This window comes from Acidovorax sp. 93, assembly GCF_003633835.1.
Classification (GTDB): domain Bacteria; phylum Pseudomonadota; class Gammaproteobacteria; order Burkholderiales; family Burkholderiaceae_C; genus Acidovorax; species Acidovorax facilis.
Genome location: NZ_RBIT01000001.1, coordinates 5,189,260 through 5,202,624, shown reverse-complemented (window position 1 = coordinate 5,202,624; position 13,365 = coordinate 5,189,260). Strand labels below are relative to the sequence as shown.

Annotated in this window: 14 protein-coding genes; 7 read left to right on the top strand and 7 right to left on the bottom strand. The window is 67.5% G+C overall.

From position 1 onward, the window contains the following. Window positions 1–63: 63 nt before the first annotated feature. The 4 genes from C8C93_RS23865 (at window position 64) to C8C93_RS23850 (ending at window position 3,641) form a co-directional block, all read left to right on the top strand. Window positions 64–1,050, top strand: a complete 987-nt coding sequence (locus tag C8C93_RS23865) for a DnaJ C-terminal domain-containing protein (RefSeq protein WP_121508514.1) — start codon at window positions 64–66, stop codon at window positions 1,048–1,050. After that, entirely contained in the window at window positions 1,047–1,373 is a 327-nt protein-coding gene (locus tag C8C93_RS23860) for a MerR family transcriptional regulator (protein ID WP_121421212.1), read from the top strand. Before C8C93_RS23865 ends, C8C93_RS23860 begins: the two co-directional genes overlap by 4 nt. A gap of 156 nt (window positions 1,374–1,529) precedes the next feature. Beyond that, on the top strand, window positions 1,530–2,582 hold the full coding sequence (locus C8C93_RS23855) for a diguanylate cyclase (RefSeq protein WP_121421213.1): 1,053 nt from the start codon (window positions 1,530–1,532) through the stop codon (window positions 2,580–2,582). 48 nt (window positions 2,583–2,630) lie between these two features. Further along, on the top strand, window positions 2,631–3,641 hold the full coding sequence (locus C8C93_RS23850) for a diguanylate cyclase (protein ID WP_233559553.1): 1,011 nt from the start codon (window positions 2,631–2,633) through the stop codon (window positions 3,639–3,641). A gap of 264 nt (window positions 3,642–3,905) precedes the next feature. Here the strand turns inward: C8C93_RS23850 and C8C93_RS23845 are convergent, their stop codons facing one another. From C8C93_RS23845 to C8C93_RS23835, 3 genes are all read right to left on the bottom strand, one after another. Then, window positions 3,906–4,700 (bottom strand): ATP-binding protein, encoded by a 795-nt coding sequence (locus C8C93_RS23845; protein WP_121508513.1) that lies wholly within the window; start codon window positions 4,698–4,700, stop codon window positions 3,906–3,908. Next, window positions 4,697–6,127: a bifunctional UDP-N-acetylglucosamine diphosphorylase/glucosamine-1-phosphate N-acetyltransferase GlmU gene (gene glmU, locus C8C93_RS23840; RefSeq protein ID WP_121508512.1), complete on the bottom strand. Its 1,431-nt coding sequence runs from the start codon at window positions 6,125–6,127 to the stop codon at window positions 4,697–4,699. The genes C8C93_RS23845 and glmU overlap by 4 nt, the downstream gene beginning before the upstream one ends. Window positions 6,128–6,295: 168 nt before the next feature. Next, entirely contained in the window at window positions 6,296–7,051 is a 756-nt protein-coding gene (locus C8C93_RS23835) for a Crp/Fnr family transcriptional regulator (protein WP_121421217.1), read from the bottom strand. 126 nt (window positions 7,052–7,177) lie between these two features. On the opposite strand from C8C93_RS23835, the gene C8C93_RS23830 reads away from it, so the two are divergent. Then, on the top strand, window positions 7,178–7,576 hold the full coding sequence (locus C8C93_RS23830) for a BLUF domain-containing protein (protein ID WP_121508511.1): 399 nt from the start codon (window positions 7,178–7,180) through the stop codon (window positions 7,574–7,576). Between the two features lie 37 nt (window positions 7,577–7,613). Here the strand turns inward: C8C93_RS23830 and fabF are convergent, their stop codons facing one another. Next, window positions 7,614–8,888 (bottom strand): beta-ketoacyl-ACP synthase II, encoded by a 1,275-nt coding sequence (gene fabF / locus C8C93_RS23825; protein WP_121422874.1) that lies wholly within the window; start codon window positions 8,886–8,888, stop codon window positions 7,614–7,616. 230 nt (window positions 8,889–9,118) lie between these two features. Between fabF and C8C93_RS23820 the strand changes: the two genes are divergently transcribed. Beyond that, window positions 9,119–9,727 (top strand): TetR/AcrR family transcriptional regulator, encoded by a 609-nt coding sequence (locus tag C8C93_RS23820; RefSeq protein WP_121508510.1) that lies wholly within the window; start codon window positions 9,119–9,121, stop codon window positions 9,725–9,727. Window positions 9,728–9,851: 124 nt separating this feature from the next. On the opposite strand, the gene C8C93_RS23815 is transcribed toward C8C93_RS23820, so the two are convergent. Further along, entirely contained in the window at window positions 9,852–10,229 is a 378-nt protein-coding gene (locus C8C93_RS23815) for a DUF2917 domain-containing protein (protein WP_121508509.1), read from the bottom strand. A gap of 105 nt (window positions 10,230–10,334) precedes the next feature. Beyond that, window positions 10,335–10,874: a DUF2917 domain-containing protein gene (locus tag C8C93_RS23810; protein WP_121508508.1), complete on the bottom strand. Its 540-nt coding sequence runs from the start codon at window positions 10,872–10,874 to the stop codon at window positions 10,335–10,337. A gap of 132 nt (window positions 10,875–11,006) precedes the next feature. On the opposite strand from C8C93_RS23810, the gene C8C93_RS23805 reads away from it, so the two are divergent. Further along, window positions 11,007–12,008: a LysR substrate-binding domain-containing protein gene (locus tag C8C93_RS23805; RefSeq protein ID WP_121508507.1), complete on the top strand. Its 1,002-nt coding sequence runs from the start codon at window positions 11,007–11,009 to the stop codon at window positions 12,006–12,008. A 95-nt stretch (window positions 12,009–12,103) separates the two neighbouring features. Here the strand turns inward: C8C93_RS23805 and tyrS are convergent, their stop codons facing one another. Then, window positions 12,104–13,336: a tyrosine--tRNA ligase gene (tyrS, locus tag C8C93_RS23800; RefSeq protein ID WP_121508506.1), complete on the bottom strand. Its 1,233-nt coding sequence runs from the start codon at window positions 13,334–13,336 to the stop codon at window positions 12,104–12,106. Window positions 13,337–13,365 lie beyond the last annotated feature (29 nt).

Here is a 13,365-nt window from a genome sequence, read left to right as displayed (position 1 = left end):
CCAGTCCTCTTGCCTTCCCGCCGCATCGGCATAGAGTGGTTGGACACACAGGAGCCACGCCGCATGGAGTTCAAGGACTACTACCAGACGCTGGGGGTCAGCCCCACCGCCACGGCCGACGAGATCAAGAAGGCCTACCGCAAGCTGGCGCGCAAATACCACCCCGACGTGAGCAAGGAGCCCGACGCCGTGGCGCGCATGACGGCGGTGAACGAGGCCAACGCCGTGCTCTCCGACCCGGAAAAACGCGCCGCCTACGACCGCCTTGCGCAAGAACCGCGCATGCAGCCGGGGCAGGACTTCCGCCCGCCCCCGCACTGGGATGCGGGGTTCGAGTTTTCGGACGGCGCGGGTGATCCGGGTGGCGCTCCGGGCGACTACAGCGACTTCTTTGAACAGCTGTTTGGCCGTGCCGCCCGGGCGCGTGGCGCCGGGCGCAGCGAACACACCAGCAGAAGACCACCCCCCACCCAGCGCGGCGCAGACCACCACGCCCGCATCGAGCTGGACCTGGCCGACGCCTACCAGGGCGCCGAACGCACCCTCACGCTGCAAAGCGCGCACCAGGCCGATGACGGATCGCTGGTGCGCGACGAGCGCCATCTGGCCGTCAAGATCCCGCAGGGCGTGCGCGAAGGCCAGCTCATCCGCCTGGCTGGCCAGGGCAGCCCGGGCTGGGGTGGCGCACCGGCGGGCGATTTGTTTCTGGAGGTGCTGTTCAAGCCCGACCCGCGCTGGCGCGCGGAGGGCCGCGATGTCTACCAGCCGCTGGTGGTGGCCCCCTGGGAGGCAGCCCTGGGCGCCTCGGTCGAGGTGGGCACGCCGGGCGGCTCGGTCATCGAGGTGGCGGTGCCCGCAGGCTGGAAGGCGGGGCGCAAGCTGCGCCTCAAAGGCCGGGGCATCCCGGGCACACCACCGGGCGACCTCTATCTGGAACTGCATATGGCCCTGCCGCCGGCCACCACCGATGCCGAACGCGCTGCGTACGCCGCGCTGGCCCAGGCCTTTCCCCACTACAACCCGCGCGCTGCGCAAGGAGCCCAGCCATGAGCGCCCACTCCCCCACGCCCCCTGCAGAACTGCTCGACGATGGCAGCGCCGCCCTCACGCTGGACGCCCTGGCCCGCGCCTGCCGCATGGATGCCGAATGGGTGGCAGCGCGGCTGCAGGAGGGGTTGCTGCAGGCTGGCACCGAAGGCGAAGGCGACCGCTCGGCCTGGCGCTTCAGCGGGGCCACCGTGGTGCGCGCCCGGCGCATTGCCCACCTGGAACTCACCTTCGACGCCGACCCGCACCTGGCCGCACTCACGGCCGACCTGATCGAAGAAGTCACCACCCTGCGCCAGCAGCTGCGGCACCTGAAAGGCCGTTGAACGGCGCTGAGCACGACGGGACGCCTGGGGGCCACGCCGCAGCACCTGGTCATTTCATGCTGGCATCGCCCCACAGGGGCATGTAAGCTCCCCCCAGCCCCTTCGCGAGCCCGCCCCCCCCAGAGCGCTGCACGAGCGGCATCACCCTATCCATCCATGCCCACACCCCGCCGCCAGATGCCCCGCCGCATCTACCCCCTGCGCATTCTGGGCATGGGGCTCGGTGGCATGGTGGTGGGCGTGGTGCTGTGGGAGCGCCACGCCAGCGTCACCGCCTGGCTGGCCATGGTGCTGCCTGCTTTTGTGTGGCCCCATGTGGCCTACCTGATCACACGGCACAGCGCCGACCCCTACCGCGCTGAAACCCGCAACCTGCTCATTGACTCCGCACTGGCCGCCAGCTTTGTGCCGTTGATGCACTTCAACCTGCTGCCCAGCGTGTTGCTGCTGACACTGACCATGGTGGACAAGATCACCACCGGCATCCGCGGGCTGTGGGCGCGTGCGCTGCCCGCCATGCTGGTCGGAGGGCTGGCGGGCGTGGCGCTGGCCGGCCTGCACTGGGCGCCGGAAACCTCCATGCGGGTCATGGTTGCCTGCCTGCCGGTGATGGCGCTGCACACGCTGTCGGTCAGCATGGTCAGCTACCAGCTCATCCGCCAGTCGGCAAGGCACAACCAGATGCTGGACGAACTGCGGCGCGTGGATGCGCTCACGGGCCTGTTCGGGCGCGGCCACTGGCAAGAGCAGGCCGAGGCGGCGCTGCGCCGCCACCACGCCAGCAACGAACCCGCCTGCATGCTGATGCTGGACATTGACCATTTCAAGGAAATCAACGACGCCCATGGCCACACCGTGGGTGACGAGGTGATCCGCGCGCTGGCCCATGTGGTGCGCGGCAACGTGCGCGCGGGCGACTGCGCGGGGCGCTACGGCGGCGATGAATTTGCCATCGTGCTGCCGGGCATGCTCGCCAAGGACGCGCTGGCCATTGCCCACCGCATCCGCGAGCAAACCGAAGGCGTGCGCCTGCGCAGCCTGCCCGGCGTGCGCATCACCAGCAGCATCGGCGTAGCCCCCGCCGACCACCGCCACAGCAACCTGCGCGCCTGGATCGACGCCGCCGACGCCGCGCTGTATGCCGCCAAAAACGGTGGGCGCAACCGCGTGGCGGGGTGCATGGAGCCAGCGCTGGCGCCTGCGGTGTAGCAGCCCAGAACCGGTTCCAGAACACCACATTCGCCGCCCCGTGCCAGCATGACCCCCGCGAACGATCCGCAGCCTGCTTCTTACCGCCGCCACGGTGGCATCGGCCCCGCGTCGGAGCGGCTGACCTACCGCCGCATCTACCCGTTGCGCATGCTGGGCATGGGCCTGGGTGCCGTGTTGCTGGGCAGTGTTCTGCACGACAACCAGTCTCCGGCGTGGATGTGGTGGTTGCTGGGGGTCACCGCGCTGGTCTGGCCCCAGCTGGCCTACCTGCTGGCCCGGCACAGCGCCGATCCCTACCGGGCCGAAGTGCGCAATCTGCTGATCGACTCGGCCATCGCTGGCATGTGGGTGCCGCTGCTGCACTTCAACCTGCTGCCCTGCGTGGTGATGGTCCTCATCACCACCTACGACAAGTTCAGCACCGGCATCAAACGCCTGTGGCTGCACTCCCTGCCCGGCATGGCGGGCATGTGCCTGCTGATGACCTTGCTGCTGCGGCCCGAGCCACGACTGGAAAGCTCACTGCTGGTGGTGGTGTGCACCCTGCCCCTGCTCATCGTGCATGGGTTGGCGGTCAGCACGTCCAGCTACCGGCTGATCCGCACGGTGGCGCGGCAAAACCGCGAGCTGGAGAGCCTGCGCCGCACCGACGCCCAGACCGGCCTGGTGGCCCGCAGCCACTGGCAGGACCAGGCCAAGCTCAGCCTGGAGCGGTTTCACGCCAGCGGCAGCCCCGCCTGCCTGCTGATGATCGACATCGACCACTTCAAGTCCATCAACGACCTGCACGGCCACACCGTGGGGGACGAAGTGATCCACGCCGTGGGCCAGGTGATCCTGGACTGCGTGCGCGCACACGACCACGCAGGCCGCTACGGCGGGGACGAATTTGCAGTGGTGCTCAGCGGCACCCGCGCAGCCGATGCGCTGGCCATCGCCGAGCGCATTCGCAGCCGCATCGCGGCCCTGCACCTGCGCGACCAGCCTGGTTTGCACCTCACCAGCAGCATCGGCCTGGCACAAGCCGCGCCCCACCAGGCGGGCCTGCGCGAGTAGATCAACGACGCCGACGCCGCCCTGTACCGCGCCAAAAACGCCGGGCGCAACCAGGTGGCAGACCATGAAGCGCAGACATCCCACGCGGCACCACCTGCGCCGGTGGTGCAGACCCATTGAACCCGGAGGGGGTTTGCTGAACCTGCTGAGCCCGGGGCGCTGACAACGCCGCGGGACCCAGGAATCAGCATAAAAATTGCCGCCAGCGCTTATCCATCAAGCGTAAAAAGCTATATTTTTAATAGCAAATTATCAAATCTTTGCTCACGCCGGCCAGCACACGCGCACCGTGCAGCCACCGCCCGGCACCGCCGTGGCACTGATCTGCGCGCCATGGCGCTGCGCCACCGCGCGGCACAGCGCCAGCCCCGCGCCCACGCCGTCAAACTCTGTCTCGCGGTGCAGGCGCTGGAACACGCCGAACAAGCTGCCCGCGCGCGCGGGGTCAAAGCCCACGCCGTTGTCTTGCACCGTAAAGGCCACCTGGCCTGCGGGTGCAGCATCCGCCGACACCGTGATGCACGCGTGCGCCACGGGGCGGGTGAACTTCAGGGCATTGCCCAACACTTGCACCAGCAGCTCCTGCAGCAGCGTGGGGTCGGCCTGCAGAGTGGGCAAATCCGACGCAATGCGCCACTCCACCGCACGCCCAGCCTCGGCAGCGGCCAGCGCGGCGCGCGCCTGGGCGATGGCACCGCCCAGCGGCACCGGCTGCAGGCGCAGCGGCGCGCGGCTGGCGCGCACCAGGGTTTGCAGGCCGTCGATCATGAGCCCCATGCGCCGGGCAGACTGGTCCATCGTGGCCAGAAAACCCAGCGCCTCCTGCACCTCGGCACCCAGCACCACCTCGGGCGGGAGGTCGCCCAGCACCTCGCGCACCAGCGTGCCGTACGACGTCACGTGCCGCAGCGGCGCGCGCAGGTCGTGCGACACGGCACGCAAGAACTCCTCTTGCGCAGCGGCCATGTCGGCCACCTGCTGCTGGCTGCGGGCCAGTTCGGCGCGCAATCCCTGCAATTGCTGCAGCTCGTCCCCGGCGCTGGCGTCTGGCGCGCTCATGGCTTGGGTTGTTTGGCGGGTCTCGCCCAGTTGGCAATGCTGACCTGCTTGCCCCGCGCCACACTCAGCGCCCCCGGCGCCGTGCTCTTGGTGATGGTGCTGCCACCACCCACCGTGCCGCCCGCACCAATGGTCACGGGCGCCACCAGCACGCAGTTGCTGCCCACATGCACATCGGCCTCGATCACCGTGCGATGCTTGTTGGCGCCGTCGTAGTTGGCGGTGATGCTGCCTGCGCCGTAGTTCACGCGTTCGCCCACCGTGGCGTCCCCTAGGTAGGCTAGGTGGTTGGCCTTGGCACCATCGGCCAGGGTGGAATTCTTCACTTCCACAAAGTTGCCGATGTGCACCTCGCGGCCCAGTTGGGCGCCGGGGCGCAGGCGGGCAAACGGGCCGATCAGCGCGCCCTCGCCCACGGTGGCGCCCAGCTTTTCGCCGTCGATGTGGGTGTAGGGGTGGATCACCGCGCCTGCCGCGATGCGCGCATTGGCAATGCAGCAGTTCGCGCCGATGCTCACACCCTCGCCCAGCTCCACACGGCCGGTGAAGACGCAGTTCACGTCGATCTCCACGTCCTGCCCGCAGACCAGCTCGCCACGCACGCCGGTGCGGGTGTCGTCGCGCACATCGAACCGGGCCGGGTCGGCCAGGCGCACGCCCTGCTTCATCAGCGCCCGCGCCTGGCGCAGTTGGTGCGCACGCTCCAGCTCGGCCAGTTGCAGCGGGCTGTTGACGCCTGCCACTTGCAGAGCGTCGGTGATGCGGTGGGCCACCACGGGCACACCATCGGCCACGGCCATGGCGACGATGTCGGTGAGGTAGTACTCGCCCTGCGCGTTGTTGTTGGTCAGCCGCGCCAGCCAGGGCGTGAGCAACCGCGCGGGCACGGCCATGATGCCGCTGTAGACCTCGGTGATGGCGCGCTGGGCGTCGCTGGCGTCCTTGTGCTCGACGATGCCTTGCACGGCATCCGATGTATTGCGCACGATGCGGCCATAACCGGTGGGGTCGGGCAGGGTCACCGTCAGCAGGGCCAGCTTGCCGCCTTCGCTGGCAGCCACCAGGGCGCGCAGGGTGTCGGCGTGTGTCAGGGGCACATCGCCCGAGAGCACCACCACCGTGCCGTCATCGCGCAGGTGCGGCACGGCCTGCTGCACCGCGTGGCCGGTGCCCAGCTGGGGTTCCTGCCGCACGAATTTGAGGTCAAAAGAGGCGCTAGCGCCTGCTGCACCTGCGGTAGCCGCTTCTACTTCTGTAGCGCCGTGGCCGGTGATGACGATGGCGCTGCGGGCCTGCAGGTGCGCGGCCTGGTCCAGCACGTGGTGCAACAAGGGGCGGCCAGCAAGGCGCTGCAGCACTTTGGGCAGGCGGCTTTTCATGCGCGTGCCTTTGCCGGCCGCCATGATGAGGATGTCGAGTGAGGTCATGAAAGGGGAGATGGGTGGGCGCTGCAAAAGCCCGGCGCGCGGGCATGGCGTGGATTATCGGCTGCAGCCCGCTGGGCGCAAAAAGCTATTAAAACAATAGCTATTCACGCTTATCTATCAAGCGCTAGAGGCCATTTCTCTCAGATTTCTGCCGCGGCAGACAGCGTTTTACAGCAACGGCATTAGTCGGGGCGGCGTGTCGTAGTACTCGGCGATGCGCGCGAGAGCCCGGGTGTTGAGCAGGCGCAAGCGGCCGTTCTTCAGCTCATGCAGGCCCAGCAGCGACAGGCGCCGCAGCGTCTTGTTGGTGTGCACCAGCGACAGCCCCAGGGCGTCGGCAATGTGCTGCTGGTTGAGCGGGAACGCCACTGTGCCGTCCTCCACCAGCCCGATGCGGTCGAGCCGCCGGTACAGGTGCATGAGCAGCATGGCCACGCGCTCGGTGGCGTTGCGGCGGCCGGCGGTAAGCAGGTTGTCGTCCACATGGCCTTCTTCGTGGGCCGACAGCCAGGTGATGTCGTAGCCCAGGCGCGGGTGCTCGCGAAACAGCGCCCACAGGCTGTCGTTCTGGAACACACACAGCGAACAATCGGTCAGCGCCTCGATGCCATGGGTGGAGACATCGCCAAACTCCTGCTGCAGGCCCACCAGGTCGCCAGGCAGCAAAAAATTGAGGATCTGGCGGCGCCCGTCGCTCATGGTCTTGTAGCGAAAGGCCCAGCCCGAATACAGCGTGAACAGCTTGGCGTTGGTCTGGTTTTCGCGTACCAGCGCGCCGCCTGCTTCCACGGCCAGGCTGTCGGTGCGAAAGCCTTCAATGAAGTCCAGCACCTCGGGCTTCACGGCGGTGAAGGCGCCGGTCTTGCGCAATCTGCAATCGTGGCACGTTGGGGGGCAGACATGGGCGGGCAGGGTGGCGTTCATGGTGGCGCAATTCTCATCGATTCACATTTGGCGACAGCACCACAACGCGCCGGGTGGCGCAGCAGTTACATCTATGTCTTTTGACATTGTGCAACCGCCGTGTGCCCCCTACATTGGGCCTCACTTATGAACGTATCCCCCGCCCTTTACGAGGTCCTCTACGTGAGCACCCTCGCCCCCGAGCAACCGCTGAGCGTGGTGGCCGAGATTGCCGGGCGAGCGCGCCAGGTCAACGCGGAGCTGGACGTGACGGGATTGCTGATTTTTGACGGCCAGCGTTTTTGCCAGCAGCTCGAAGGTCCGCAGAAGGCGGTGCTCAAACTCATCGAACGCATCCGCAACGACCCCCGCCATGTCAACGTCGAGGTGCTACACCACGGCCCGCTGGCGGGCCGGCGTTTTCAGCACTTCAGTCTGGCATTCAGCACCGTGGAAGACGAGGATGCACTCGCCCGCATGGAGAAATTGGATGGGGAAGCAGCCCTGGCCGCCTTCGAAGCCGTGCGGGGCGAACTCGTCCACTGAGATCGCTCCCCCCACAGCACGGGGCAGGCACCAGACATCAAGCGGCGACGGGCCAGCGCCGCAGGACCAGCGTGGCGTTCACGCCGCCAAAACCAAACCCGTTGAGCATGGCGTGGGAGAGCGCCATGGGCCGGGGCCGCAGCGCCACCAAGTCCAGCCCCTCGGCCAACGCATCAGGCGTGTGCAGGTTCAGCGTGCCCGGCACCACCTGGTCGCGCAGCGCCAACGTGGTGAAGATGGCGGCCACCGCGCCCGCCGCCCCCAGCAGATGGCCTGTGGCCGACTTGGTGGAGCTGATGGCCACCTGTGACCCCGCGCCAAACACACGGCGAATGGCCGCTAGCTCGCCCCGGTCGCCCACCCCGGTGGACGTGGCGTGGGCGTTCAGATGCTGCACGTCCTGCGCCGTGAGGCCTGCCTGCGCCAGCGCTGCCAGCATGCTGCGCGCTGCGCCGTCACCGTCTTCGGGGCCGGAGGTGATGTGGTACGCGTCGGCCGACGTGCCGTAGCCCACCAGCTCGGCCAGCGGCGTGGCGCCGCGCGCGAGGGCATGGTCCAGCGCCTCGATCACCAGCATGCCCGCGCCCTCGCCCATCACAAAGCCGTCGCGCTGCGCATCGAACGGGCGCGATGCCTGCTCGGGGGTGTCATTGAACGCCGTGCCGAGCGCCTTGGCCGCTGCAAAGCCGCCCAGGCTCACGCGGTCAATGGCCGCCTCGCTACCGCCGCACAGGGCCACATCGGCCTCGCCGCTGCGGATCAGGCGCGCGGCATCGCCAATCGCCTGCACGCTGGCGGCGCAGGCGGTGACCGGCGCCCCCAGCGGCCCCTTGAGGCCATGGCGAATCGACACCTGCCCTGCCGCCAGATTGACGAGGAAGGAGGGCACCGTGAACGGCGACAGGCGCTGCGGGCCGCGCGTGTCGGTGGTGCGCACCGCCTCGGCAATCGCGCCAAAGCCGCCAATGCCCGAAGCGATCACCGTGGCCGTGCGCTCGCGCGCACGCTCATCGGCGGGCGGCCAGCCGGCCTGCGCCAGCGCCTGCTGCGCCGCGCCCAGCGCAAAGGGAATGAAGCGGTCCATCTTGCGCTGGTCCTTGGACGAGACGACAGCGTCCACATCCCAGCCGCCTTCGGGGTCTTGCGCCACATCCGGCACCTGCCCCGCCACCTTGGCGGCAATGCCGTCCGTGACCGCGTCCGGCAGGCGCGACAGGCCCGAGCGCCCGGCCAGCAGGCGCTGCCAGACCAGTTCCACGCCGCAGCCCAGCGGCGACACCAGGCCCATGCCCGTGACCACAACGCGCCGCATCAGGCCACCGCCTTGTCGCGGCACAAACCACTCCACACCTCGGCACCACGGCCGCCAGGGATCATTTTTTTCATGCATTCACCTCGTCAGACAAATTAGGCGCAGCACCAAGAACCGGTTCTGGGACGCTGCATCGACGCGCGGAAAGGGCCCGCGCCTTTATGATTGCAGCCATCATCATAAAGGCACAACCGCTTTTTGCGTACGCTCGCAATCAATAAGAGGCTCCCATGAAGGTTTCCAAAGCACAGGCCGCAGAGAACCGGCAGGGCATCCTGGATGCAGCCTCCCGCCTATACCGCGAGCGGGGGCTGACCGGCGTGGGCGTGGCCGACATCACGCGCAACGCCGGGCTCACCCATGGCGGGCTGTACCGGCATTTCGCCTCCAAGGACGCGCTGGTGCAGGAGGCGTGTGCGCGGGCGTTTGACTGGTCGATGACCCCGCTGGAAGGCGCCACACCCCACACCACCGTGGGCGAGCGCATCCAGCGCTACCTCTCGCCCCAGCACCGCGACGCGCCGGGCACCGGCTGCCCCGTCGCCGCGCTGGCGGTGGACGCCGCGCGGGCGGGCGGTGGGCTGTCGGAAGTGTTTGCCGAGGGCATCGAGCGCAACATCCAGCGGTTTGCCCAGTTGTTGGTCGACAGCAGGGCCGAGGCAGGCAGCGCAACCGTGCGGTCACAAGACCGGGATTGCGCGATACAAGTGCTGGCCACCATGGTCGGCGGGCTGGTGCTCGCCCGAGCCACCGCTGCGGCGCAGCCCGCGTTGTCGGATGAACTGCTGACGACGCTGCAGACCCAGCTGATTGGGCTGTTGGGCGAAGAGCCGCGCTGACGGTCTGGTGCTTGCCCCGTTCGCTGTTAAAAAAAGAGCTGCTACCGCTTGATGGACAAGCGGTAGCAGCTCTTTTGACTCTAACCCCACACCCAACCGAGGCGACCGAGCGCCTCAGATCAGGTCAGGCGCAGCAGGCATCGCCCCAGGCGGGAGCCCCGTTGCCAACGGACGCACGGCGCCACCAGGATGCGGGGCGGGCACTGGCGGCATCGCTATCCACCCAGCGGTACTGCAGACGGCGGCCGTTCAGCGGCTCGACCACCACAGACTGGCCCGCAGCCACGGGCAGCGACTGCCCTGCGCACAGGAACACGTCGCTGCTGTCGCCCAGGCCCTTGCCCAGCGTAACCCAGGCCTGGCCTTCGGCAATGCGCAAAGTCATTGCAACCTTGGGTGCCAGCGTGACAGCAGCGCCCGCTGCCACGTTGCCGGTGCTACCAGCGACCGCGCCCAGCGCGCGGGAAGATGCAAACAGATGAAGAGCGTGAGAGGTTGTCATGGTGTTCTCCGGGTAAACCCTAATAAGACCGTATGGTGCGCGGCTTGCAGAACAACGTCCAATGAAAAGCACGGCACCTATTGATGCTTTTCCTGCATATACGCTTCAAGCGGGCTTGCGCTGTAGCGGTGCTGCTATCCGATGCAGAGCAAACCGGGCCAGACCGGCGGCGAACCGGCCGCCTGCGCCCGTCACATCGGCCAGCGCCGCACCCAGGGCGCGCCCGCCTTGCCCCAGTGCCTGCACCAGGTCGCGCAGCGGCTGCACCACGCCACATTCCCAGTCGCGGGCGGCCAGGCTTGTGGGCTGCGCCGTGGCGGGTGCCACCACGCTGTCCCAACGGAAAGCCACGGCCTCAGCGTTGCCCCGGGGGTTCCAGGCTTCCATCACCACATGCTGGCCCGGCGCAATGGTCAATTGCTCCCCAGCCCGCAGCACATGATCGGCCGCCGCACCCGGCAAATCCGCCAAAGACCCGCTCAGGGTGAGCCAGACCTGCCCCTGCGCAATCTGCAATACACCATGGGTGTGCGGCCGCAGCGACAAGGCCCGGCCTGTGGCCAGTTTCCAGCAACCGGCCGCACGACGGCCAGCCAGGGCGGCGTGGACGGATTGTTGCGATTCCAGAACGTTGCGGGGGGACATGACAGGCTCCTTGGCTTCAGTAAAACGTGTTGAGGAGCCTGAATGGTGCGCCTTCCACCGTACACAGTCCAATGAAAACGCGGTACGCTATTCATTCCGTCAACGCATGAATCGCCCTCCAGGACACCTGCCATGGTCTCTGCCGAATATTCCCCCGCCGTCCTTCGCACCCGCCCCGTGGCCACCGGGCACTGGCGCGCCTTTCTGGCCGTGGCCAAACACCTCAACTTCCGCGCCGCCGCCGACGAACTGGCGCTCACCCAGTCGGCCGTAAGCCGCCAGATCCAGGCGCTGGAGGAAGAAGTGGGCGTGCCCCTGTTTCTGCGCCACACCCGCGCGGTGGAGCTGACCAGCGCGGGCGCGCAGCTGCAGCGCGCGGTAGGCCCGGCGCTGGAGCGCATGGACGCCGCCGTGCGCCTGGTGCGCCAGACCGCCGGGCGCCGCAGCGTGGCCATCACCACCTGGGCCAGCTTTGCATCGATGTGGCTGATCCCGCGCATGGAGGAGTTCCAGCGCGACAACCCGGGCATCGACATCCGCATTGATGCGAGCGACGTGCAGGTGGACCTGGAAACCTCGGACGTGGACCTGGCCCTGCGCTACGCCATGCCCGCCGGCGCCACGCAAGGCGGCATCCGCCTGTTTGGCGAGCAACTGGCCGTGGTGGCCAGCCCCTGGCTGCTCAAGAGCGGCAAGCCGCTGCGCACGCCGGCCGACGTGGCGCAGTTCACCCTGATCGAGGCAGGCGACGCCCACCGCACGCACTACCTGGAGTACCTGAGCTGGCGCCGCTGGTTCGACACCCGCGACCTGACCAAGCTCCAGCCCCAGCGCTGGCTGTACTTCAACTACGCCCACCAGATCGTGCAGGCCGCGCTGGCCGGCCAGGGCCTGGCGCTGGCACGCATGCCGCTGATTGCCGATGCGCTGGCCGCTGGCGACCTGGTGGAGGTGCTGCCCGGCCACCGCATCGACTCGCCGCTGGCCTATTGGCTCATGGTGGGGCCACGCAGCGCGCAGCGGCCGGAGATCAAGGCCTTCTGCGCCTGGCTGCAGGTGCAGGCCGAGGCCACCCGCCAGGCAATTGGCGATGTGCCCGACCCGGATTTGAACGACAACCTGGACGGGGCCTGATGAAGAAAGCGCTGGGCCTTGCGGCTTCAGCGCTTTTATTTTGATAGCTGCCAGCGCTTATTCGACAAGCGCTGGCAGCCAATCTGACTTAAAAATCAGGACAAAATCACTCTTGCGAACTTGCGCTTGCCCACCTGCACCACGTAGGTGCCCGCAGCCAGCTTCAAGCCCTTGTCGCTGACCACGCTGCCATCCACACGCACGCCGCCGCCGTCGATCAGGCGGTTGGCCTCGCTGCCCGAGGGCGCCAGGTTGGCCTGCTTGAGCAAGGCGCCGATGCCCAGCGGCGCACCGGAGAGCGCCACCTCGGGAATGTCTTCGGGCACGCCGCCCTTGCTGCGGTTGATGAAGTCCTGTTCGGCCGCATCGGCCGCAGGCGCGCTGTGGAAGCGCGTGGTGATCTCCTTGGCCAGCATCACCTTGGCATCCTTGGGGTTGCGCCCGCCCTCCACCTCGGCCTTGAGCGCGGCGATCTCGGCCAAGCTCTTGAACGACAGCAGCGTGTACCAGTCCCACATCAGGGTGTCGCTGATCGACAGCACCTTGGCGAACATGGTGTTAGCGTCTTCGGCAATGCCGATGTAGTTGTTCTTGGACTTGGACATCTTGTCCACGCCATCGAGCCCCACCAGCAGCGGCATGGTGAGCACACACTGCGGCTCCTGGCCATATTCCTGCTGCAGATGACGGCCCATGAGCAGGTTGAACTTCTGGTCCGTGCCGCCCAGCTCCAGGTCGCTCTTGAGCGCCACAGAGTCGTAGCCCTGCATCAGCGGGTACAGGAACTCGTGCACCGCAATGGACTGGCCGGTGGTGAAGCGCTTGTGGAAGTCGTCGCGCTCCATCATGCGCGCCACGGTGTAGCGCGAGGCGAGCTGGATCATGCCGCTGGCGCCCAGGGGTTCGCTCCACTCGCTGTTGTAGCGGATCTCGGTCTTGGCCGGGTCCAGCACCATGCTGGCCTGCTTGTAATAGGTCTCGGCGTTCACCTTGATCTGCTCGGGCGTGAGCGGCGGGCGCGTGCTGTTGCGGCCCGAGGGGTCGCCGATCAGGCTGGTGAAGTCCCCGATCAGGAAAATCACCTGGTGGCCCAGATCTTGCAATTGCCGCATCTTGTTCAGCACCACCGTGTGGCCGATGTGGATGTCGGGAGCCGTGGGATCGAGCCCGAGTTTGATGCGCAGCGGCTGGCCTGTGGCCTCCGAGCGCGCCAGCTTCTTGACCCATTCGTCCTGCGGCAGCAGCTCTTGCACGCCACGCAGGGAGATTTCGAGGGCCTGTCTTACACCATCAGAGACCGGGGTTGTTGTAACAGCAGATTGATTCATAAGGGTTTTTTGGGATGTCTAGACAGCAT